At 73.7% G+C, this 21,379-nt stretch carries 11 protein-coding genes; 5 read left to right on the forward strand and 6 right to left on the reverse strand.

The genetic code is table 11. From position 1 onward, the window contains the following. Positions 1 to 27: 27 nt before the first annotated feature. The 6 genes from OG509_RS28980 to OG509_RS29005 form a co-directional block, all read right to left on the reverse strand. Positions 28 to 6,381, reverse strand: a complete 6,354-nt coding sequence (locus OG509_RS28980; RefSeq protein WP_406185484.1) for an amino acid adenylation domain-containing protein — start codon at positions 6,379 to 6,381, stop codon at positions 28 to 30. 188 nt (positions 6,382 to 6,569) lie between these two features. Then, entirely contained in the window at positions 6,570 to 8,870 is a 2,301-nt protein-coding gene (locus OG509_RS28985; protein WP_406185486.1) for a lantibiotic dehydratase, read from the reverse strand. Between the two features lie 10 nt (positions 8,871 to 8,880). Beyond that, entirely contained in the window at positions 8,881 to 9,162 is a 282-nt protein-coding gene (locus OG509_RS28990; protein ID WP_385585154.1) for an acyl carrier protein, read from the reverse strand. An 83-nt stretch (positions 9,163 to 9,245) separates the two neighbouring features. Beyond that, entirely contained in the window at positions 9,246 to 10,349 is a 1,104-nt protein-coding gene (locus OG509_RS28995; RefSeq protein ID WP_406185488.1) for a threonine/serine dehydratase, read from the reverse strand. Beyond that, positions 10,346 to 11,863: an amino acid adenylation domain-containing protein gene (locus OG509_RS29000; RefSeq protein WP_406185490.1), complete on the reverse strand. Its 1,518-nt coding sequence runs from the start codon at positions 11,861 to 11,863 to the stop codon at positions 10,346 to 10,348. The genes OG509_RS28995 and OG509_RS29000 overlap by 4 nt, the downstream gene beginning before the upstream one ends. Then, positions 11,863 to 14,214 carry a lantibiotic dehydratase gene (locus OG509_RS29005; protein ID WP_406185491.1) on the reverse strand — a complete coding sequence of 784 codons (2,352 nt, stop codon included), beginning with the start codon at positions 14,212 to 14,214 and terminating at the stop codon, positions 11,863 to 11,865. Before OG509_RS29005 ends, OG509_RS29000 begins: the two co-directional genes overlap by 1 nt. A 234-nt stretch (positions 14,215 to 14,448) precedes the next feature. On the opposite strand from OG509_RS29005, the gene OG509_RS29010 reads away from it, so the two are divergent. The 5 genes from OG509_RS29010 (at position 14,449) to OG509_RS29030 (ending at position 21,323) form a co-directional block, all read left to right on the forward strand. Continuing rightward, a complete protein-coding gene (locus OG509_RS29010) occupies positions 14,449 to 14,652 on the forward strand; it encodes an MbtH family protein (protein WP_387283286.1) in 204 nt (67 codons plus the stop codon). 185 nt (positions 14,653 to 14,837) lie between these two features. Next, complete coding sequence (locus tag OG509_RS29015) at positions 14,838 to 15,269, forward strand: SseB family protein (RefSeq protein WP_406185492.1); 432 nt, start codon at positions 14,838 to 14,840, stop codon at positions 15,267 to 15,269. Further along, positions 15,269 to 15,832 carry a hypothetical protein gene (locus OG509_RS29020; protein ID WP_406185494.1) on the forward strand — a complete coding sequence of 188 codons (564 nt, stop codon included), beginning with the start codon at positions 15,269 to 15,271 and terminating at the stop codon, positions 15,830 to 15,832. Before OG509_RS29015 ends, OG509_RS29020 begins: the two co-directional genes overlap by 1 nt. After that, complete coding sequence (locus tag OG509_RS29025) at positions 15,832 to 20,556, forward strand: putative T7SS-secreted protein (RefSeq protein ID WP_406185495.1); 4,725 nt, start codon at positions 15,832 to 15,834, stop codon at positions 20,554 to 20,556. The genes OG509_RS29020 and OG509_RS29025 overlap by 1 nt, the downstream gene beginning before the upstream one ends. An 11-nt stretch (positions 20,557 to 20,567) precedes the next feature. Further along, positions 20,568 to 21,323 carry a hypothetical protein gene (locus tag OG509_RS29030; protein ID WP_406185496.1) on the forward strand — a complete coding sequence of 252 codons (756 nt, stop codon included), beginning with the start codon at positions 20,568 to 20,570 and terminating at the stop codon, positions 21,321 to 21,323. Positions 21,324 to 21,379 lie beyond the last annotated feature (56 nt).

Below are 21,379 nucleotides of genomic sequence, written 5' to 3' on the forward strand. Positions count from 1 at the left end.
GGTTCGGGGCTCGGATCGCGGCGGCGATCAGAAGTCGGAGGTCAGGGACAGGTCGATCTCGTCGTCGCTCATCGAGGAGATCTGGTCGATGAGCTGTCGTTCCACTTCGACGGCGAGCAGTTCGACCGTCGGGTGGTCGAACAGGTCGCGTACCTGGATCGGGCAGTCGAAGGCGGTGCGCAGGCGGGAAGCGGCCGCCACGGCGCGCAGCGAGTGGCCGCCGAGGGCGAAGAAGTCCTCCCGGATCCCGACCTCGGGCAGGCCCAGGACCTCGGCCCAGATCTGGGCCGTCACCACCTCGGTCGGGGTGCGCGGCGCCACGGACGCGGCCGGCGCGGGCAGCTCGGGATCGGGCAGGGCGGCGGTGTCCACCTTGCCCTGCACGGTCCGGGGCAGGGCATCGAGCAGGACGAACGCGGCGGGCACCATGTAACCGGGCAGCAGGGTCCGGCACCAGGCGGCCAGCGCCTCGGCGTCCGGCCCCCGGTCCTGGCCGGCCACGTAGCCGACGAGGGCGCGCTCGCCCCGCAGTTCCCGGACCAGGACGGTCGCGGCGTGCACGTCCGGGTGCTGTTCCAGGACGGCCTCCACCTCGCCGAGTTCGATGCGGAAGCCGCGGATCTTGACCTGGTCGTCGGTGCGGCCGAGGAACTCCAGTTCCCCGGTGGGCAGTCGGCGGACCAGGTCGCCGGTGCGGTAGAGGCGTCCGCCGTCTTCGCCGTACGGGTCGGGCATGAACTTCTGGGCGGTGAGGGCCGGTTGCCCGAGGTAGCCGCGGGCCAGCTCCGGGCCGCCGATCAGCAGCTCGCCCGGTACCCCGACGGGGACCGGCCGGTCGAGCGCGTCCACGACGTACGCCCGGCGGGAGCCCAGCGGCCGGCCGATCGCCACCCGGCCCTGGACGGGCGCGGTCACGGTGTGGGCGGTGGCCGAGATGACCGCCTCGGTCGGGCCGTACGTGTTGACGACGGGCACGTCCGGCAGGTGGGCGAACCACCGGGCCAGCGGCGCCGAGGGCAGCGCCTCGCCGCCGGTGACCAGCAGCCGCAGGCCCTTGAGGTCCCCGGCGACCGTGTCGAGGCGGGCGACGATCTCCTCCCAGTAGGCGGGGGTGGCCTCCATGACCGTGATGTCCCGGGTGCGGACGGCCTCGGCGAGCTCCTCCACCGACCACACCTCGTCGGGGCGGACCACCACCGAGGCTCCCGCGCCGAGGGCGGGCAGCACCTGCTCCAGCGAGGCGTCGAAGGAGAAGGAGGCGAAGGCGAGGACGCGGTCGTCGGCCGTGATGCCGAACAGCTCGCGGGCCGCGGCGGTGTGGGCGCCCAGCGCGTGGTGCTCCACGCCGACGGCCTTGGGGCGGCCGGTGGAGCCCGAGGTGAAGATGACGTACGCGAGGTCCTCGGGAGCGGGGGTGTGGTGCGGTGCGTCCGGGTCGGGCACGACGGCGTCGACGGGGACGGTCCGCGGTCCGAGCGCGGCGGCCAGCGCGTGGGTCGAGGCGTCGCTGAAGACGCTGTGCACGCCAGCCTCGGCGCACATGAACCGCAGCCGGTCCTCGGGCAGCCGGGGGTCGAGCGGTACGTAGACCCCGCCCGCCCGCCAGATCGCGGCCATCGCGGCGACCGAGCGGATGCCACGGCGCAGGCACACGCCGACCGGCGTGCCCGGCCGTACCCCGGAGGCCGCGAGAGCCCGGGCCAGCCCGCCCGTGAGCCCGTCCAGTTCGCCGTACGTCAGGCTCTCGTCCCCGCAGAGCAGGGCCACGGCGTCCGGCGCGCCCGCCACGGTGAACGGAGCCGCCACCGGGGCGGCCGCAGCGGAGCCCGCCGTCCCGGCCAGCTCCGCGTACTCGGCAGGCGTCAGCAGCTCCAACCGGCCCACGGCCTGCTCCGGATCGGCCACCACCGACTCCAGCACCCGGCCCACGTGCCCGGCGAACCGGGTGACCGTGGCGGCGTCGAAGAGGTCGCTCGCGTACTCCACGTTCAGTGCGAAGCGGTCGGGATAGAGCAGGAAGGTGGCGGTCAGGTCGAACTTGGCCGAACCCCACGGCAGGACGAAGTGCTCCACGTCGAGCCCCTCGACCCGGGGCCCGCCGGCGGCGCTCTCCTGTACGTCGAACATCACCTGGAACAGGGGGTTGCGGGACGGGTCCCGCTCGGGCCGCAGCTGTTCCACCAGCCGCTCGAACGGCACCTCCTGGTGGTCGAAGGCCCCGAGCACCGACTCGCGGACCCGGCCCAGGAACTCCGTGAACGAGGGCTCTCCGGACAGGTTCCCGCGCAACACCACCGTGTTCACCAGCAGCCCCACCAGCCGCTCCAGCTCCAGCTGTCCGCGGCCCGCGACCGGGGTGCCCACCGCCACGTCCGTCTGCCTCGACCAGCGGCCCAGCACGATCTGCACCACGGCCAGCAGCACCGTGAACCGGGTCACCCCGTGCCGCCGGGCCAGCTCGCCGAGCGCGGCCTCCAGCTCCTTCGGCAGGTCGATCTCGACCGCGCCGCCCCGCCCCGACCAGCCCGCCGGGCGCGGCCGGTCCGTCGGCAGTTCCAGTACGGGCACGCCGGCCAGGGCCTCCTCCCAGTACGCCAGCTGCCGCTCCAGCACCTCGCCGGCCATCCGGTCGCGCTGCCAGACCGCGAAGTCCCCGTACTGGATGGGGACGGGTGGCAGTTCGGCCGGGCGTCCGGCCACCCGGGCGGCGTAGGACTCCGCGAGCTCGCCGATGATCACGTCCTTGGACCAGCCGTCGGTCGCCGCGTGGTGGAAGGCGATGACGGCCACGTGGTCCTTGGGGTCCAGCTCCCACACCCCCGCCCGCAGCAGCGGCGGCCCGGCCAGGTCGAAGCGGCGGGTGGCGTACGGGACGGCCACGGCGCGCAGCCGCTCCAGCCGTACGGCCTCGTCGTCCCCGGGCGGGGCCGACTGCCACACCAGCGGTACGCGGACCGCGTCGACCACCCGCTGCGCGGGCCGGCCGTCCACCTCGACCAGGGCGGTGCGCAGCGCCTCGTGCCGGGCCACCACCTCGTCGAGGGCGCCCTGCCAGGCATCGCGGTCGAGCCCGCCCCGCATCCGCCACGAGAACCAGAGCACGTACTCGTCGCCGACGTCGGACATGCGGTCCAGGAACCACATCCGCTCCTGCGCGAAGGACAGCGGCAGCGGTCCCGAGCGGTCCACCGGGACCACGGTGGCGGCGCCCGCCTGCCGGGCCGCGGCCACCAGCGGGCCGAACTCGCGGATGCGGGGGTTCTCGAACAGGGTGCGCAGCTCCACCTCGCGGCCGAGCCGCTCGGCGATCCTGGAGACGGCCATGGTGGCGAGCAGGGAGTGGCCGCCCAGGTCGAAGAACCCGTCGTCGATGCCGACCCGGTCGACGCCCAGGACCTCCGCCCAGATGTCGGCGACGACCTGCTCGGTGGCGTCGCGCGGCGCGATGAACTCGGCGCCGCCCGCGGCCGCCCGGTCCCGCTCCGCCCGCTCCCCGTCCGGCCGGGCGGCGGGCAGGGCGGCCCGGTCGAGCTTGCCCGAGGCGTTCACGGGCAGCGCGTCCAGCGCCACGAAGTCCGCGGGCACCGCGTAGTGCGGCAGCCGGCCGGCGCAGAAGGAGCGCAGTACGGCGGGCTCCACCGGGTGGTCGGAGCCGGCCACCACGTACCCGGTCAGGGTCTTGCCGCCCTGGGCGTCCGCGCCGACGGCCACCGCGGCGGCCACCACCCCGGGGCACTCGCCCAGGGCCGCCTCCACCTCGCCGAGTTCGATGCGGAAGCCGCGGATCTTGACCTGGTCGTCGGTGCGGCCGAGGAACTCTAGCTCCCCGGTGGGCAGTCGGCGGACCAGGTCGCCGGTGCGGTAGAGGCGTCCGCCGTCCTCGCCGTACGGGTCGGGCATGAACTTCTGGGCGGTGAGGGCCGGTTGGCCGAGGTAGCCGCGGGCCAGCTCCGGGCCGCCGATCAGCAGCTCGCCCGGCTCGCCGACCGGCACGAGCTCGTCGTGCGCGTCGACCACGTACACCCGGCGGGAGCCCAGCGGCCGCCCGATGGGCACCCGGCCGGAGTTCCCGGCCGCGCCGATCTCGTGCGTGGTGGCGGTCACGGTGGTCTCGGTCGGGCCGTACGCGTTGAGCACCCGTACGTGCGCCGCCCGCGCCTGCCAGGCGGCCAGCGCCGCGGCCGGGACGGACTCCCCGCCGAGGACCAGCAGGCGCAGCGAAGCGAGGGAGGCGGCGGTGCGGTCGGTGAGCGAGAAGGCCAGCTCGGTCCAGTACGTCGGCGGCAGGTTCAGCATGGTGATCGCGTACCGCTCGACCACCAGGGGGATCTGCGCGGGCAGCCACTGCTCGTCCGGCCGGACCACCAGGGTGGCCCCGCAGCCGAGCGCGGTCAGCAGCTGGTCCAGCGAGGCGTCGAACGAGAAGGACGAGAAGGCGAGCACCCGGTCCCGGGAGGTGATCCCGAACTCCTCGCGGGCGGCGGCGACGTGCGCGTCGATCGCGCCGTGCTCGATGCCGACGGCCTTCGGGCGGCCGGTGGAGCCCGAGGTGAAGATGACGTACGCGAGGTCCCGCGGGTCGGGGGCGTGGTGCGGGGCGCCCGCGTCGGATCCCGCGTCCTCCACCCGCAGCACCTGCGGGCCGAGCGCGCCGGCCAGTTCCGCGGTCGCGGCATCGGCGAGGACGCACGTCAGCCCGGCCTCCTCGGCCATGAACCGCAGCCGCTCCTCGGGGAGCGCCGGATCCAGCGGTACGTAGACCCCGCCGGCCCGCCAGATCGCGGTCATCGCGACAACGGACCGGACCCCGCGCTGCACGCACACGCCGACCGGGGTCCCCGGGCCGACGCCCGCCGCGCGCAGGGCGGTGGCCAGACCGCCGCCGAGGGCGTCCAGCTCGCGGTAGCGCAGGATCTTCTCCCCGCACACCAGGGCCACCGCGTTCGGCTCGCCCGCCACGGTGAACGGCGCCGCGGCCGGCGCGGGGCGCCCCGAGCCCGCCATCTCGACCAGGCGGGCCCGCTCCTTGCCGGGCAACGGCTCCAGGCGCCCGGCGAGTTCGGCCAGCGGGGTCTGCGGCGAGGCCGTCACCGCGCGCAGCAGCTGCACGTACCCCTCGGTGAAGCGGACCATCGAGCTCCGGTCGAACAGGGCGGTGGAGAACTGGAGCCGCGCCGCGATGTCGCCGTTGGCGCGCAGGCTCAGGTCGAGGAACACGTCCAGCGGGGTGCCCGTCAGCGGGGTCCGCACCAGGCCGACGTCCAGATCGTCCAGGCGGGCCGCCGAGGGGACGGTGTTCAGCAGGGTGAAGGAGGCCTGCGCCAGCGGGTGGCGGGACAGGTCGCGCTCGGTGACCACCTCGCCGACCACCCGGTCGAACGGCGCCTCGGAGTGCGAGAAGTCCCGCAGCGCCCCCGACCGCACCCGGCCCAGCAGCGCGGCGAAGGTCGGATCGCCCGACAGATCGGTGCGCAGCACGATCGTGTTCACGAACGGGCCGATCAGACCGGCCACTTCGGCGCGCCCCCGGTCGGCCAGGGTGGTGCACACGGCGATGTCGGAGCGGCCGGAGTAGCGGCCGAGCAGGGCCTGGTACACCGCGAGCAGCAGCATGTAGCGGGTCGCCCGCTGCTCGCGGGCCACCCGGTCCACCTCGGCGACCAGTTCGGCCGGCAGCTCGAAGCGGACCACGTCGCCGGAGCCGTCCCAGAACGCGGGCCGCGGCCGGTCGGCGGGCAGCGCGAGCGGGGGGACCCCGGCCAGCCGCTCGCGCCAGTACCCGAGCAGCCGCTCCATCCGCGGCCCGCTCAGGCGCTCGGCCTCGGTCCGGGCGACATCGGTGTACTGCAGCGGCGGCGCGTCCACGGCCTCGCCCCGGTAGCCGGCGTCCAGTTCGCGCAGCAGCACGTCCCAGGACCAGCCGTCCACCGCGATGTGGTGGACCACCAGGAGCAGCACGTGCTCGTCGGGCCCGATGCGGGCGAGCACGGCCCGCACCGGGTGCTCCTTGGCCAGGTCCAGCGGACGCGCCAGCTCCCGGTCGAACAGCTCCTCGGTGCTGCCCGCCTCCGTCCGCGCCAGCCGGGTGCGGCCCGCCGGGTCCACCACGGGTACGGGCTCCCCGTCGACGGCCGTGAAGCGGGTGCGCAGCACCTCGTGCCGGTCCACGATGCCGGCCAGCGAGCGCTCCAGGGCCGCGGCGTCGAGGGCGCCGCGGATGCGCAGGGCCAGCGGGAGCAGGGACTCGGCGGAGCCTCCGGTGAGCTGGTCGAGGAACCACAGCCTCCGCTGCGCGAACGACACTCCGTCACCGTCACGTACGACGTCGCCGGCTTCGCTGCCGTGCCTCGCCGGTCCGCCGTGCGCTGCGACAACCTTCACTGTGGGCCTCCAAGCGGTGTTTTCCTCAACACTGCTGTCTGCGGAGATCCGTCAGTAGGGAAGAAGACGCAGCCGCGCACGCAGCCGCCGGGGGGTAGAACGCGCAACGGCGGCCCCGCACGGCCTGTTGCTCTGCCGTGCGCGCCGCCGGTACGCGTCGCTCCGTAGGTGTGGCCGTGCAGGTTCCGTCAGCCCTCGTCCACCGCCACGAAGCGCAGCTCGGAGGTGTAGGCCTCGCCCCGGTCGTCGGTCAGCCAGGCCTGTTCGGGGCTCGGCAGCATCTCGGTGAACACGGCCCGGCCCTCGGGCTCCTTGCGGGCCATCCTGCGGACCGCCTTGGCGAGGATGTTGACGTAGACCGGGCTGTCGAAGTCCACGTAGAACGGCCGGGTCTCGGTCGGCAGCACGACGAACACGAACCGCGGCAGTTCGCGCCGCTCCCGCCACTGCCGGGCCCGTACGAACCGGCGGGCCTCGTCCTTCTCCTCGGCGAAGTCCATGTCGGACGGCGGCAGCCGCCAGGTCTCGCGGGCCACCACCAGCCGGTCCACGGTGACCCGGGGGGAGTGGTCCGCCCCGTCGGGCAGGATCTGGAACAAGTCCATCGCCAGGGTGGTCAGGACGTGCGAGAACACGTCCACCGCGGGGAACTCGGACCCGTCGGGCAGCACCACCGCCAGCTCGCCGTCCGCCCGCTCGGTCACCGCCACGTCGGCGCTGAGCACCGTACGGGGCCGGCCCGGGTCGGCGGTGAAGTCGACGAGGGCGACGTAGTAGTCCTCGGGGCGGACCAGGACCTGCCGGGTCCGCGCGGAGAGCCGGGAGCGGTGCTCCTTGGGCAGCAGCGGCATCAGCCGGGGACCGGGGTGGTCCCGGCCGGTGAGCCCGAGCAGCTCCTCGGCGTCCGGGTGCTGGTTGACGAAGAGAGAGGAGCCCAAGGTGTTGGCGGCGACGTGCAGTTCGCCGAGGACCAGCTCGAAGTCGCCGCGGGCCACCGCCTGTTCACCGGAGGCGGCGATCATGATGTCGGGGCTGAGGTAGCGGGCGGCGGTCCAGCCGCCTCCCGGGCCGCCGAACTGCTCGGCGACGGGCCCCGCGACGGCCTCCAGCGGCAGCCTGACCCGGCGGGTGCCCGGCGGCGGCGCCAGGATCGTGTCCCAGCGCCTGCGGAACTCCTGCTGGAGCTCGCCGGACTCGGCGCGGGCGGCGCCGTGCAGGATCGGCATGCAGGCGAACCAGAACGCGGCCAGGTCGACCGGGCCCTGCCCGGCCAGCCGGCGGTACACCTCCCGCGCCCGGGCCATCACGGCGTCGGCGAGCCGTGCGGTGAGCCAGCCGGCGCTGGTCAGCAGCGGATCCAGCGGGGCGAGGGCCTCGTGCACGGTCCGCCCGAGGGCGGCGGTCGCCGCCCGCCGGCAGTCGGAGTACACCAGGGCCCGGCAGGGCGCCGTACCGGCCGCCTTCTCGCGGACGGCGGCGGTCTCGGTCAGCGCGACGAACTCGCCCTCCAGCTCCGTCAGCGCGGCCACCAGCGCCTCGGGCCCGTCCGCCTCGGCCACCCGGTCCCGGCCCCGCTCCAGTGTGTCCAGGGCGGCCAGGGCGGGCTCGCGCAGCTCCGCGTCCCCGACCCGGTGCAGCCAGGCCCGCAGGTGCCGCTCGGGGCGGGCGTCGGCGGGCACCTCCAGCTTCCACACCACCCACCGGCGGGCGACCAGGTCGGCCAGGACGGCGGACACGTCCACGCCCGGCAGCGCGGTGCGGATCTCCCGCGCGGAGCGTACGCCGTCGCAGAGCGCGAGCACCGCGCGCCCCTCCTCGCCGAGGGCCTGGCGCGGCCGGCCCGGCACCGTCACGTCCGTCCCGGACTGGCGGACGAACGGAACGCGCCGGGGCGCCACCCACTCCCGTACCGCCGGATCGGTGTCGATCCGCGCGGCGAGGGCGTCGATGGCCCAGCTGGCGAAGTACACCTCCGATCCGGCGATCAGGCCGGTTCCGGGGTCGACGCGGATCGCCTCCGCGGCGCCGGCGGAGAGGTCCCAGCGGCCCCATCCGACCGGGCCGAAGAACCCGATGGTGTCGTTCTTGACGCAGAACCGCTGCCAGTAGTGGGCCACCAGCTCCTCGCGCTGGCGGGGCATGCTGGTGCGGCCCGCCGCGGTCGGCGTCCAGTTCAGGAAGGGCGTGATCCCGGAGGCGAGCACCGGGCGGTTCTGCCAGGCCACCGCCTCCCGGAAGGCGGGCATCCGGGCGATGTCCTGGAGCGTGTGCGCCGTCTCCACCTGGGCCTCGGCGAACAGGGCGGTGAACTCCCCCCACCGCTCACCGGCCAGGGCGGCCGGGCCCTCGCCGGGATCGAACTTGTCGGCGGCCGAGGCCAGCCCGTCCGGGGCCAGCCGCAGCACGCCCCCGGCCGGAAAACCCGCTCCGCGCAGGGCGAACTGGTCCCACAGCCGCCAGCGGCCGCCGGGTACGTAGGTGTCCGTCATGACCGGCCCCTCATGCCTGGACGAAGTCGGCGTGGACGACATCGGCGAGGTCCGCGGGCGAGGGGTAGGCGAAGACCAGTGCCACCGGGACCTCTGCCCCGAGGGCCTCTTCGAGCCGTGCGGTGATCCGGAAAGCGGTCAGCGAATCGCCGCCCCACTCGTAGAAGTCGCTCTGCTCGTCGAGGTCGGCGACCCCCAGGGTCTCGCGGTAGATGGAGACGACCAGCTCGGTCAGGGCGGTGGAGGTCAGCTGCGCGGTCAGGTTCGCGGTCTCGTTCACGGTCATGGTCATTGGTTCTCCTCCAGGAGCGGACGGGTGGTGTGGGTGGCGTGGGTGATGCGGGTCGTGCCTGTGGTCCAGGTGGTTCAAGTGGTTCAAGTGGTGCAGTGGGTACGGGAAGGGGTGGCTGCCGCGGCGGTCGCCATCAGCGCCGTCTTGGTGTTGCCGCCCGAGACGACGGCGACCGAGCACCCGGTGCCGCGGCCCGCGCGGATCGCCCCGGCCAGCGCGACCGCGCCGGACGGCTCGGCCTCCAACCCGCGCCGGCGCAGCAGCGCGGCCGCGGCGAGGATCTGCGCGTCGGTCACGGTGACCAGGTCGTCGACCCGGTCCCGGACGATCGGATACGGCACCGCCCCGGGCTGCTGCCCGCGCAGACCGTCGGCGACGGTGTCACCGGGCGCCAGCCGTACGGGGTGCCCCGCGGCCAGGGACCGGGCGTAGCGGGGGGTGCCGGCGGGCTCGACGCCCACCACCCGCACCGGGTGCCCGTACGCGGCGAGGCACACCCCGGCGAGCAGCCCGCCCCCGCCGGTCGGCACGTACACGGTCTCGGTGTCGGGCGCCTCGGCGAGGATCTCCAGACCGACCGTGCCCTGCCCGGCGACCACCAGTTCGTGGTCGGAGGAGGGGATGAACACCGCGCCCGTCTCCTCGGCCAGCTCCCGCGCCCGGGCGTCGCGCTCGGCGACCCCGCCCGGTACGCGGACCGTACGCCCCCCGAGGGCCTTGATCACGGCGATCTTGGCGGGATGCGCCCCGCCGGCCAGCACCACGGTCACCTCGGCGCCGAGCGGGGCGGCCAGCCGGGCCAGCGCGATGCCGTGGTTCCCGGAGGAGCCGGTCACGATCCTGCGGGCGCCCAGCGCCAGGACGGCGTTGGCGGCCCCGCGCAGCTTGAACGACCCGCTGTACTGGAGGTGTTCGGCCTTCAGCAGCAGTCCCCGGCCGGTCCGGCGGAGCTCGGGCCCGGCCGGCCCCGCCAGCAGCGGGGTCCTCCGTACGTGGCCGGCGATCCGCGCCGCCGCGGCCTCCACGTCGGCCCGGCCGAGCGGGATGCCCAGAGCAGGCGCGGCGTGCGCGGCGGGAGTGGCGGGTGCGGCCGATGCGGCCAGCGCCCTGGGTGTCATGGGCGCGCGCGGTCCGGGCAGTGCGATGGACGTCCGGGGTGCGCGCGGCGCGCTCGGTGCGGTGGTCATGGCCGGCCTCCGGTCTGCGACAGGGCACGGCGGTCGGCCTTCCCGCCGCGGGTGGTGGGAAGTTCGGCCAGCCGCGCGAACCGGCGCGGCATCAGATGCGGCGGCAGCGTGGCGCCCAGGTGGGCACGGAGCGCCGCGTCCTTCACGTCCGCCAGGTCCCCGGTGACGTGCGCGATCAGGAACACCCGCCCCTGCGCGTCGGTGTCGGGGGTGACGACCGCCCCCGTGACCCCGGGATGGGCCAGCAGCGCGCCCTCCACCTCGGCCGGGTCCACCCGGTAGCCGCGGATCTTGACCTGGCGGTCCCGGCGCCCCAGGTACTCCAGCCCGTTCGGGCCCAGGATCGCGAGGTCGCCCGTCCGGTACATCCGCGCGCCGGGCGGCCCGAGCGGGTCGGGTACGAAGCACTCGGCCGTACGGGCGGGCCGCCCGCGGTAGCCGCGGGCCACCCCGGCCCCGCCGATGCAGACCTCCCCGACGCAGCCGTCGGGCACCGGCGACAGCCCGGCGTCCAGCAGCCGGACCACGACCCCGTCGATCGGCGTGCCCACGATGTCGGTCAGGACGTCCGGCTCGGCCGGCACGGCGTAGCGGGTCGAGGTCATCGTGCACTCGGTGGGCCCGTACTGGTTGACCAGCGCGCCCGGCACCAGGGCCCGGCCGCCGGCGGTCAGGAACGGCCGCAGCGATTCACCGCTGGACACCACCACCCGTACCCCGGCCGGCAGTCGGTCCGCGTCCGGCTGCCCGGCCAGGAAGGCCAGGAAGGACGGCGTCACGCTCAGCAGCGCGGTCACCGCGTGCTCCCGTACGGCGGCGCCGAACTCCTCGGGCCGCAGCAGCGCCGAACGCGGCACCACGACCAGCCGTCCGCCCGCCAGCAGCGGGGCGAAGGTGTCCCGCAGGGAGGCGTCGTAGCCCAGCGGGGCCACCTGGAGCGCCACCGTGTCCGGCCCGAGGCCGTAGTCGCGGGCCACGAAGCGCAAGTACGAGTCCAGCCCGGCGTGTTCGACCAGGACGGCGCTGGGCTCGCCGGTGCTCCCGGAGGTGTGGCTGACGTACGCGAGGGCCCGCCCGCCGAGCGGCCCGCCGGGCCCGGGGTCCTCCTCGGCCAGGCTCCCCGGACAGTCGATCAGTACGGGGGTCCCCGGGATCGGCAGGTCGAGCCCGCCGGCGAGGGCCGAGGAGGTCAGCAGCATGTCGGCGCCGCCGCTGCGGACCAGCGCCGCCAGCCGGGCCGGCGGCTGCTCGGGGTCGAGGCTGAGGAAGGCCGCCCCCGAGCGGACCACCGCGGCCGGTGCGACCACGGCGTCCACCCCGCGCTCCACGGCCACCGCGCACACCGTCTCGGGCCGGGCACCCCGGGCCCGCAGCACCGCCGCCACCGCGTCGATGCGGGCGGTGAGCTCCCCGTACGTCACCTCGCGGGCCGGGGTGGTCACCGCGATCCGGCCGGGGTCGAGGGCGGCGTGCGCGGCGATGTCGTCGACGAAGGTCCGCGCGAAGGTCGGCATCACGCGCTCCCGTCCGCGGCGGGCTCCGGCGCGGGCCGCGAGACGTCGGTGACGGTCTGGTCGACGGCTACGAAGCGCAGCTCCGAGGTGAACGTGGCGCCCTGGTCGTCGGTCAGCCAGGCCTGCTCCGGCGTCGGCAGCATCTCGCTGACCTTCAGCTTGGCCCCGGGGTCCTTGCGGGCCAGCCGGCGCGCGGCCTTCGCCAGGATGGTCAGATACACCGGGCTGTCGAAGTCCACGTAGAACGGCCGGGGTTCGGTCGGCGAGACCACGAACACGAAGCGGGGCAGATCGTGTTCCTGCCTCCAGTGCCGGGCCCTGACGTACCGCTTGGCCTCGGACTTCTCGTCGGCGAAGGCGAGTTCGGACGCCGGAAAGGCCCACGTCTCGCGCGCCACCACCATCTTGTCGATGCTGATGCGCGGGGTGTGGTCGCCGTCGGGGCGCAGGGTGAACCGGTCCATGACGCGCTGCGTCAGGGTGTTCGCGTACACGTCGAGCAGGTCGAACGCGGCCCCGTCGGGCAGTACCGCCATCAGCAGGCCGTCGCGGTCCTCCACGGTCACGTCGGCGCACAAGGCGGTGCGCGGGCGGTGCGGGTCTCCGGTGTCGTCGACCAGAGAGACGTAGTAGTCCTGCGGCCGGTCCAGCGAAGGCCTGCTGCGCGTCGACCACTTGAGCGGCAGCTCCTTGGGCAGCATCGGCAGCAGCCGCGGCCCGGGGAAGTCGCGGGTGGTCTCCGCGATCAGCTCCTCGCGGTCGGGGTGCTGGTGGACGAAGAGCGAGGCGCCCATCGTGTTGAGCGCGCTGTGCATCTCGCCCAGCACCATCTCGAAGTCCCCGCGGGCCACCGCGTCCGCGCTGTCGGCGAGCAGCAGCACGTCCGGGCTGAAGTAGCGGGCCAGCGACCAGCCCGCGCCGGGCTCGTCGAACTCCTCGCGCACCCGATCCGCGATGTCCGCCGAGGAGACCCGGACCCGGCGCGCCCCCTCGGGCACGGCCAGGATCCGCGCCCATTTCGCGCGCAGCTCGGCCTGGACGGCGTCGAGGTCGCGGCCCGCCTCCGGGTACGGGGAGGGCAGGCAGCCCAGCCACATCGCCCCCAGGTCCACCGGGCCGGCCGCGCGCAGCCGCTCGTACACCTCGCGGAGCCGGGGCCGGACCCGCTCGGCGAACCGGTTCGTCATCCAGCGCGCCGCGGTCAGGCACTGCGCGAGCGGGGTCAGCTCGTCCAGCAGGGCGGTGCCGAGGGTGGCCGTCGCCGCGCGCCGGGCGTCGGAGTACACGAGACCCCGGCACGGTGCGGTCCGCTCGCCCTTCGAACGCTGGGCGTCGGTGGCGGTCAGCGCCGCGAAGTCCGCCTCCAGGGCGCCGATCGCCGAGGTCAGCGCCTCGGCGTCGAGGCCGGCCGCCTGGACGGCGTCCCGCCCGCGCTCCAGGACGGCCAGCTTCTCCAGGGCCGGCTCCCGCAGGGCCGGATCGCCGATCCGCTCCAGGACGGCGCGCAGTTCCCGCTCCGGGTAGGTGCCGGTCGGCACGTCGAGGCGCCAGTGCACCCACCGCTTGGCGACCAGCCACTGCACCGCCTCGGTCGCTTCCGCCACCGGGATCCCCAGCGCCTCGGCGATCGCGGCCGCCGGCCGGGTCCCGTCGCACAGGTCCAGTACGGCGCGGGCGCTCTCGCCGATGGGCTGCGGCGGCCGGCCCGGCAGGTGCACGGACAGGCCCTCGGCCCGTACGAAGGACACCCGGCGCGGCGGTATCCACGCCCGCAGCGCGGGGTCGGCGTTCAGCGACTTGGCGAGGGCGTCGATGGCCCAACTGGCGAAGTAGACCCGCGAGTCGGCGAGGAACCCGCCGGTGCCGGGGTCGACCTCCACCCCGTCCGTGGCGAGGTCCCAGCGTCCCCACCCGACCGGCCCGAAGAAACCGATGGTGTCGTTCTTGACGCAGAACCGCTGCCAGTAGTGGGCGACGAGCTCCTCGCGCTGGCGGGGCATGCTGGTCCGGCTCGCGGCGGTCGGCGTCCAGTTCAGGAACGGGGCGATGCCGGTGCGCAGTACGGCGGGGTTCTGCCAGGCCACGGCGGCCCGGAAGCGCGGCGAGGCGGCGATCTCCTGGAGCAGTTCGGCGGTGCCGACGGCGCCGGTGTCGAAGGCCCCGGTGAACGCCTCCCAGTCCGGGCCGGCGAGGACGTCGCCCGGAGCGAACTTGTCGGCGGACAGGGCGAGTCCGGGCGGGGCCATGCGCAGGACCCCCTCGGCCGGGAAACCCGGACCGCGGAGTGCGAAGTGCTCCCACAACCGCCACCCGCCGGTGGGCAGGTGCACGATCTCTGGGGTGTCCGACATGGCGGAGCTCCTTCCAGCCTGATGGGGTGACGTGGCCGGCGGCGCTGTACCTCACGGTCGCCACCCTGGCTGCCCCGAACACTGCCGCCGCGCCCCCCGGCGCCACCAGGGAAGGAGCGGCAGCACCGACCGCCGGTCCTTCTGCGCGTTTGTCCCTATGGCGCCCCGTCCCGGCGCGGCACGCTGTGACCCATCACGGAACAGCCGAACAAAGCGAAGGGGAGGGCCGGACCGATGACCGAGACGGACGAGAGCGGCTACCGGGTCGTGCGCAACGACGAGGAGCAGTACTCCATCTGGCGTGCGGACCGGGAGCTCCCGGCGGGCTGGCAGGCCGAGGGCACGCAGGGCACCCGGCAGGAGTGCCTGGACCACATCGCCGCGGTGTGGACGGACATGCGCCCGCTGAGCCTGCGCCGCCGCATGGCGGCATCCTGAACGGGGCCATGAACGCCGGTCGGCGTGGCTGAGCCGCGGGGGAACGGAGCCCCGCCGACCGGTGCACCCCCTACGGGGCACACAGCCCTCTCCAGCCCGGCCCCGGGTCGCCCGGCGGGCCGTTTTGGCGTTCCCGGTACTGTTTGCTTCCGCGCACATGGATCATGCGGAGGGGGCGCACCGGCATGGGACTGACCGAAGAGATAGCCGATTTGCGGGAAGGCCGGGGGGATCCGGGGCGTCTGGTGGGCGAGTTCCGCCGCGCCACGCTGCTCGTTCCGGTCACCGGCGACGCCGGTGCCGGGGACGGTGCCGGTGATGCCGCCGGTGGTCTGATGTCGGCCGTGTCGGGCGGGATCCGCTGGTTCTACGCGTTCACCGACGAGGAGGCGCTGTTCCGGTTCGCCCGGGCCCGCGGGGAGGACGGCCAGGAGTGGCCGTACCTGGCGCTCCTCGGCGCGCGGCTGGTCGATGCGGTCGTTCCGCAGGTCGACGGGCCGGCCGGGGTGGCGGTGAACGTGGCGGACGCGGACGGCTCGATGCTCTTCCCGCCGGTCAAGGGGATCGTCCCCGATGCCTGCGCCGTCGACATCGCCGCCGACGGGGCGGTGGCCTGATGGCGGGCGACGGGGACCTGGAGGTCTCGCCGGCGGCGGTCGCATCGATCCAGATCGGTCTGCGGGCGGCGATAGCGGAATTGAGGGAGTCCGGCGATGCGGCCGGAGCCTCGCAGGGGGCGGGTTTCGAGAACCTGTCGATGACGGGCATGGAGACCGGGCACGCGGGACTGGCCAAGGACTTCGAGGACTTCTGCGAGCGCTGGGAGTGGGGCGTGCGCGCCCTGATCCAGGACGCCTCCACCCTGGCCGCGGACCTCGGCATCGCCGCGGGGACGATGTGGGAGGAGGACCAGTACATCCAGGGCGCGTTCAAGGTGGCCGCGAACGCCACGTACGGCAATCCGCACGCCACCGAGGACGAGATCGAGCAGAAGTCCTGGGGCGACATCTTCAGCGCGGACGTCTACAAGCCGGACTACAGCGCCGAGTCCTTCGAGAAGGGCGCGCAGGACATCAAGCAGACCTGGTCGGACACCAAGGACACGGTGACCTCCAACGGCAAGATCGGGTCGTTGAAGGACCTGCTGGACCAGGCGAAGGGCGACGGGGGCGGTAACTGATGGGCTGGCGGGACTACATACCGGACTCGATCGAGGACAAGGTCGAGCACGGGGTCGAGAAGGTCGGCGACGCCGTCGAGTGGGCCGGCGACAAGACGGCCGACCTGGCGGAGGAGGTCGGCCTCGACGACGCGGGCGACTGGATCCGGGAGAAGAGCCGCTCGGCCGCCAACCGGCTCGGCGCGGACGTGGAGGAACTCGAACTCGGCCAGACCGACGACCCGGAGAAGCTGGTCTACGGCAGCCCTTCGAAGATCCGCGAGCAGGTCGCCCACCTCAACGACTTCAGGAAGGCCTTCGAATCCGTCGGCAACGGCCTGAAGAGCCTCACCCGGCCCGACGGGCTCAAGGGCGAGACCGCCGGGGCGTTCCGCGATTCCGTCGCGAAGGAGCCGGCGCGCTGGTTCAATGCCGCCTCCGCCTTCGAGAAGGCCGCCGACACCATGGGCCGCTTCGCCGAAACCGTCGAATGGGCGCAGGGCAAGGCCAAGGAGGCCCTGGAGGACTACAACAAGGCGAAGAAGGCCTCCGAGGACGCCCGCACCGCCCACAACAAGCTCGTCAAGGAATACAACGACGCCTACGACGCCAAGAAGGAACCCCTGCCGCCCCGCCCGGGGCGCGACTACGACGACCCGGGCAAGGCGATGGTCACCGCCGCGCAGGACAAGCTCGACGAGGCCCGCAAGCAGCGCAACGAGGTCGCCGAGAACCTCCGCACCGCCATCAAGGCGGCCCGGGACGCCGCCCCGCCGAAGCCCTCGTACACCGAGCAGCTCGGCGACGGCCTGGACTATCTGGACCTCGCCACCACCCACCTGCTCGGCGGCGTCGTCAAGGGCACGGCGGGCATCGCCAACTTCGCCCGTGCGCTCAACCCGATGGACCCCTACAACCTCACCCACCCCGCCGAGTACCTCACCAGCCTGAACTCGACGGCCGCGGGCCTGGTCACCATGGCCAACGACCCGTGGGGCGCGGGCAAGCAGATGCTCGACGAGTTCATGAAGGACCCCTCCGAGGGCATCGGCAAGCTCCTTCCCGAACTCGTCGGCTCCAAGGGCCTCGGCTCCCTCAAGAAGCTGGGGACGGCCGCCAGGCACCTCGACGACATCAAGGGTCCGAAGGTGCGCGAGCGGGTGGAGGGGGACCCCGACGGCACCCACAACACCACGGACGGCGACCGCAAGAAGGGCGGCGACCCGGTGGACCTCGCCACGGGCCGGATGTTCCTGCCGCAGACCGACTTCGAGCTGCCGGGCATCCTGCCGCTGGTCTTCACCCGCCGCACCGAATCCGGCCTCCCGGTCGGGCGCTTCCTCGGACCGGCCTGGACGTCCACGGTCGACGAGCGGCTGGAGATCGACGAGGCAGGCGTCATCCACGTCACCGCCGAGGGCCTCCTGATCGCGTACCCGCACCCGGCCCCCGGTGTGCCCACCCGGCCGGACAAGGGCAGGGCGCGTACCGAGCTGGCCCGCGGGGCCGACGGCGACTACACGGTCACCGAGCCCGACAGCGGCCTGGTCTTCCACTTCACCGCCCCGTCCGGCAGCGAACCGGGCGGCGACGGCGAGGCCTGGCTCTCAGCCATCACCGAACGCAACGGCCACACCATCACCGTCGACCGTGACGAGGACGGCCTGCCGCTGGCCCTGGTGCACTCGGCGGGCCACCGGGTGAACGTGTCCGTCACCGACGGCCTGATCACCGGCCTGTCCCTGGCCGGCGCGGGCGAGGCCGGCGCGGACCTGCCCCTGATGGGCTACGGCTATGAGGACGGCAACCTCACCGCGGCCATCAAGCCCTCGGGCGCCACCACCACCTTCGTCTACGACGACCGCCGCCGCGTCATCGCCTGGATCGACTCCAACGCAAGCCGCTACGACTACGTCTACGACGATCGCGACCGCGTCGTGGCGGAGGGCGGCGAGGCCGGCCACATCCAGCTCACCTTCACGTACACCGACCCGGACCCCGGGACGGGCCAGTACACCACCACCCTGACCACCCCCGACGGGCATGCGACCCGTCACGTGTTCGGCCCCGGCTGCAAGATCCTGGCGATCACCGACCCGCTCGGCCACACCACCCGCTTCACCCACGACCCGCGGGGCAACCTGCTGTCCCGCACCGACCCGCTGGGACTCACGACGGTCTTCTCGTACGACGAGGACGGCCGCGCCGTCCGGGCCATCCGCCCGGATGGGAGCGAACTGCGCACCGTGCGCGGCCGGTTCGGTCTGCCCGTGGAAGTCTTCGCGCCGGACGGCGCACGCATGCTCCACGAGTTCGACGAACGCGGCAACCGCACGGCGGTCACCGACCCGGTCGGCGCCACCACCCGCTACACCTACGACCACGCCGCCCGCCTCACCTCGCTCACCGACGCCACCGGGGCCACCACCCACGTGGTGTGCGATACGGCAGGACTGCCCGTCGAGGTGACCGACCCGGCCGGCGCCGTGACACGCACCGAGCGGGACGCCCTCGGCAGGCCGGTCCGCATCACCGATCCGGTGGGCGGCGTCACCCGCCTGGAATGGGACGCCGACGGGCAGCTCGCCCGGCGCACCGGACCCGACGGCGCCACCGAGACGTGGACCTACGACGGCGAGGGCAACCTGCTCGCCCGCACCGACGCGTCCGGCGGGGTCACGCGCTTCGAGTACACCCACTGCGACCTGCCGGTCTCCCGCACCGGACCCGACGGCGCACGCTACGAGTTCGAGCACGACTCCTCGCTGCGCCTGACCCGCGTCACCAATCCGCAGGGGCTGACCTGGACCTACGAGTACGACGCCGCCGACAACATCGTCTCCGAGACCGACTTCGACGGCCGCACCCTCACCTACCGGCTGGACGCCGCGGGCCGGCTGGCCGCCCGCGTCGACGCCCTCGGCGGGACCATCGCGTTCGAGCGCGACCAGCTCGGCCAGGCGATCGTCAAGGACGTCGAGGGCCGGGTGACGAACTACACCTACGACCGCGCCGGACGCCTGCTGGAGGCGGCCGGACCGGACGGGGAACTGCGCTACCAGTACGACCGCCGCGGACGCACCAAGACCGAACTGGTCGACGGCCGGTCCGTCAGCTACGCCTACGACGCCGTGGGCCGGCGCACGCGACGCACCACACCCACCGGACACGTCACCTCCTACGCGTACGGAGCCGACGGACAGGCCCATCGCCTCACCACGGGCGGCCACCGCGTCGAGTTCACCCACGACGCCGCCGGCCGTGAACTGGCCCGCGTCTTCGGTGACGCGGTCACCGTGACCTCCGCCTGGGACGAGGCCGGACGACTCTCCGAGCAGCACATATCCGCCGGCGGGCGCGCCGTGAACAGCCGTGCCTACGCCTACCGCACCGACGGCCATCTGACATCCGTCGCGGACCGGCTGGCGGGCACCCGCACCTTCGACCTCGACCCGGCGGGCCGGGTCACGGCAGTCCACGCCCAGGGCTGGACGGAGCGGTACGCGTACGACGACGCGGGCAACCAGACCTCGGGGACCTGGCCGGACCAGCACCCGGGCGGCGAGGCCACCGGATCGCGCACATACACGGGCACCAGCCTCACCCGCGCCGGAAACGTCCGTTTCGAGTACGACGCCCTCGGCCGGGTCACCCTGCGGCAGAAGACCCGGCTCTCGCGCAAGCCCGACACCTGGCGCTACACGTGGGACACGGAGAACCGCCTCACCTCCGTCACCACCCCCGACGGGACGCGGTGGAGGTACCGCTACGACCCGCTCGGCCGCCGCATCGCGAAGCAGCGCCTGGCCGCCGACGGCGAGAGCGTGGCCGAGGAGGTCCGGTTCGCCTGGGACGGCCTGACCCTGTGCGAACAGACCAGCCACCAGCCGGACCGGCCGAACACGGTCGCCCTCACCTGGGACCACCGCGGAGGCGTCCCCCTGGCCCAGACCGAGCGCATCCTCACGGCCGACGACCGCCAGGAGGAGATCGACCGCCGGTTCTTCGCCATCGCCACGGACCTCATCGGTACCCCCACCGAACTGATCGACGAGTCCGGCGACATCGCCTGGCGCTCCCGGGCCACCTTGTGGGGCACCACCGCCTGGTCACGCGACAGCAGCACCTACACCCCGCTCCGCTTCCCCGGCCAGTACTACGACCCCGAGACGGGTCTTCACTACAACCTGTTCCGCCACTACGACCCCGAAACCGGCCGCTACACCTCCCCGGACCCCCTCGGCCTGGCCCCCGCCCCGAACCCCGTCGCGTACGTGGGCAACCCGCACAGCGGGTGCGACCCATTGGGCCTCATGCCCAAGTACACGAAGGAGGAGAAGGCCCAGAAGCGGATCGACAAGGTTGTCGACGACGTTATCGCCCGGGCGGAGGACGGAGGGTTCAAGAAGCACAACGACTACCACGGCGACAAGATGCACGGCTTCAGCGACGAGCGGGTCACGGAGATCCTGAAGAACCCGGATGCGGTGTACCAATCGACGGGCCAGGCGGGAAGGTTCATGTTCCGGCAGGGTGAGGACGTCGTCGTGGTCGACGGAATCGGCAACACTCAAGGCCAGGCCATCACGGCATACGGGCCGTCGGGGATCAAGGGCGACTCGGGAGCGACGGCGCTCGGCGGGAAACCCACGGACCCCCACCCGCCGATTACCCACGAGGACATCGTGGAGGGCAAGATTCCCAGCAAGAATGGCTATATGGCCCCGGCCAAGCAGATCAGGTGAGGCAGCTCACGATGAAATTGGAATTCGACGGCGAATGGCGCGCGACGGTGACGGACGAGCCGATGCGCATCACGCCCCGCTTCACTGGTGACGCCTCCGTCGACATCGCGCCCTTCGAGAATGTGGCGGAGCGTGAGCGCTTCCTCGCGGACACCTTCGGCAGCCAGGAGGTGCTGTGGGACGCGCCCGACGTCCTCCGGTTCGACACGGAAAGCCGCGAGCTGGTCGCGGCGCAGTTCCACTGGCCGGAGGAGTCCGCCTCCGCCGCGGAGGCCGCCCGCCTTCCCCTCCTGCCCGAAGTACGCCCGGGCGGGCTTCGCGCCGATGAGGCCCGCGACTTCCGGCACGAGAGGTGCTCGGTGCTGTGCCGGACCCCAGGGGACGCTGTGCTCACCGGCCTGCGCGACCTCGATGTGCTGGACGAGCCGCTGGATGCCCGTATCGGCATCGCACCCGATGTCGCCCTCCTGGTCCAGCGCGGCGCCGTCGTCGGCTGGAGTCTCACCGATCCCGCGCGGTATCTGACCAGCAGCTTCGTCGACCCTGATCCGGGCCCGCCGTCCCCCGCCACCCGCCGCCTGCTCACCGAGTGCCTGGACCTGGTCACCACGCCGGTGGTCGAGGACGTGGTGGACGGCGCACCGGCTGCCCTGGCCCGGCTGCGGGCTGCCGACGAGGCCCTGCGCGCGCAGCGCGAGGACCGGCACCGGGCCGACGCCCTGCTCCAGCTGATCGCCACCTATGTGGAGGACTACGGGAACCGGTGACACGCGACGCCCGGTTCGCGCGCGAGTTCCGACGGCCGCTGATCGGGTGCAATCGG

The organism is Streptomyces sp. NBC_01006 (assembly GCF_045162725.1).
Taxonomy (GTDB): Bacteria; Actinomycetota; Actinomycetes; order Streptomycetales; family Streptomycetaceae; genus Streptomyces.